Source organism: Stenotrophomonas sp. STEN083 (assembly GCF_056759195.1).
The window spans coordinates 1-216 of the sequence record NZ_JBRRCU010000132.1 but is presented as its reverse complement, the minus strand read 5'-3'; the positions used below and the strand labels follow the sequence as shown (position 1 = coordinate 216).

Sequence of the window (216 nt, the reverse complement as noted above, 5' to 3'; positions counted from 1 at the left end):
CACGGCGACCGCCGTGCCGCCGGGTACGATCACCCCGCCGACCACGACCACGCCGCCGGTGACCACACCGACGGTGCCCACGCCGGTTGCCAGCTTCACCGTGGCCAAGCACGCGGCCGTGGCCGACAGCAATGGCAACACCGTGCTCGGTGATGCCGGTGACGTGATCACCTACACCTTTACGGCCAGCAACACCGGTACGGTGGACCTGACCGG

1 protein-coding gene is annotated in these 216 nt (G+C 69.4%); it reads left to right on the top strand.

Annotation, left to right across the window (positions count from 1 at the left end; translation table 11 throughout):
- Positions 1–216, top strand: a 216-nt coding sequence (locus ACVOK8_RS19190; protein WP_481568207.1) for a hypothetical protein, incomplete at both ends; no start/stop codon positions are given.